General features: G+C 65.5%; 1 protein-coding gene. It reads right to left on the reverse strand.

The genetic code is table 11. The features are described 5' to 3' along the window. Positions 1-725: 725 nt before the first annotated feature. The coding region (locus AC1DSN_RS22770) for a single-stranded DNA-binding protein (protein ID WP_477333123.1) at positions 726-1,323 on the reverse strand (598 nt) is incomplete at its 5' end.

Consider the following 1,323-nt stretch of genomic DNA (forward strand, 5'->3'; position numbering starts at 1 on the left):
GCCCACCCTCGCTGCTCAGACACGTCCTCCGCGTTTCGTASCGGAAAGGCCGCTGCGCGGCCGTGTACTTATTTGGCCTACGGCCGCTCCACTTGTGCGGAACTCGCCTCGAGGGTGGGCACCGAAGACTCTCCCCATCCSTGAGGTTCGTGCGGGYCGAGCCGACRAAGCAACGCCGCCTCGGCTGCTGGCTCGTCGCCATCGCCAAACGGTCAACCGCGTCGCGCCGGTCGCGATCGTCCTCGCGAGACAGCGCAGCGGTTACGACGGCGCTCACCGAGTCGGAAATGACGTGCCGACACGACCGCCGCAATGGTCCGCTTGGACCGCCACACTCACACCAACGGCTCTCCGTTCAGTTGAACGTATCGTCGTGAGAGACCTTGGTGTCCACCCTCGCGGCGAGTTCCGCACAAGTGGAGCGGCCGTAGGCCAATAAGAACAGGGGCCGCGGAGCGGCCTTTCCTTCTCGAACGCGGAGGACGTGTCTGAGCCGCGAGGGTGGGCACCAAGGTCTCCCCGCGAGACGCCCAAGTGTAGAGAGCGACGGCAAAGCCGAGCCCGCGAAGCCGAAGGCGAGCCATGCGCGAGGTGCAAGGTGCAAGGTGCGAAAGCATGCCCGGCCTGAAAGCCGGGCGCCCGGGCCCCGGTAATCCGCGAAGAACCACAAAAAAAGGCAGGGCGCATGCCCTGCCTTTTTTTTGTGGACGAATGACGTTCTTCGATCAGAACGGAATATCGTCGTCGTCGAAGCCTTCGTTAACCGGCGGCGCAGAGCGCTGCGGGGGCGCATTGCCACCGCGAGGCTGGCCGTAGTCATCGCCACCGCGTGAACCGCCGCCGTAATTACCGCCACTACGCTGCTGGCCACCCGCAGCGGCGCCACCACCGCCACCGCCGTAGTTACCGCCGCCACCGGCTGCGCGTGCCTGCTGCGGACGAGCGCCACCGCCCTGGCCGCCACCGAAGCCGCCGCCGCCACCTTCACCGCCGGCATTGCCACCGAGCATCTGCATCTCGTTGCCGATGATGTCGGTCGAATAGCGTTCGACGCCATCCTTGTCGGTGTACTTGTCGGTACGCAGGGAACCTTCGATGTAGACCTGGCGGCCCTTCTTCAGGTACTCACCGGCAATCTCGGCCAGCTTGCCGAACAGCTTCACGCGGTGCCACTCGGTGCGCTCCTGCTTCTCGCCGGAGGCCTTGTCGGTCCAGGCTTCGGACGTGGCAATGCGCAGGCTGGTGATCGCCGTGCCGCTGCCGGTGTAACGGGTCTCGGGATCCGCGCCGAGGTTGCCGACAATAATGACCTTGTTGATACCG

This window comes from Luteibacter sp. P4_D7_3 (assembly GCF_056401735.1).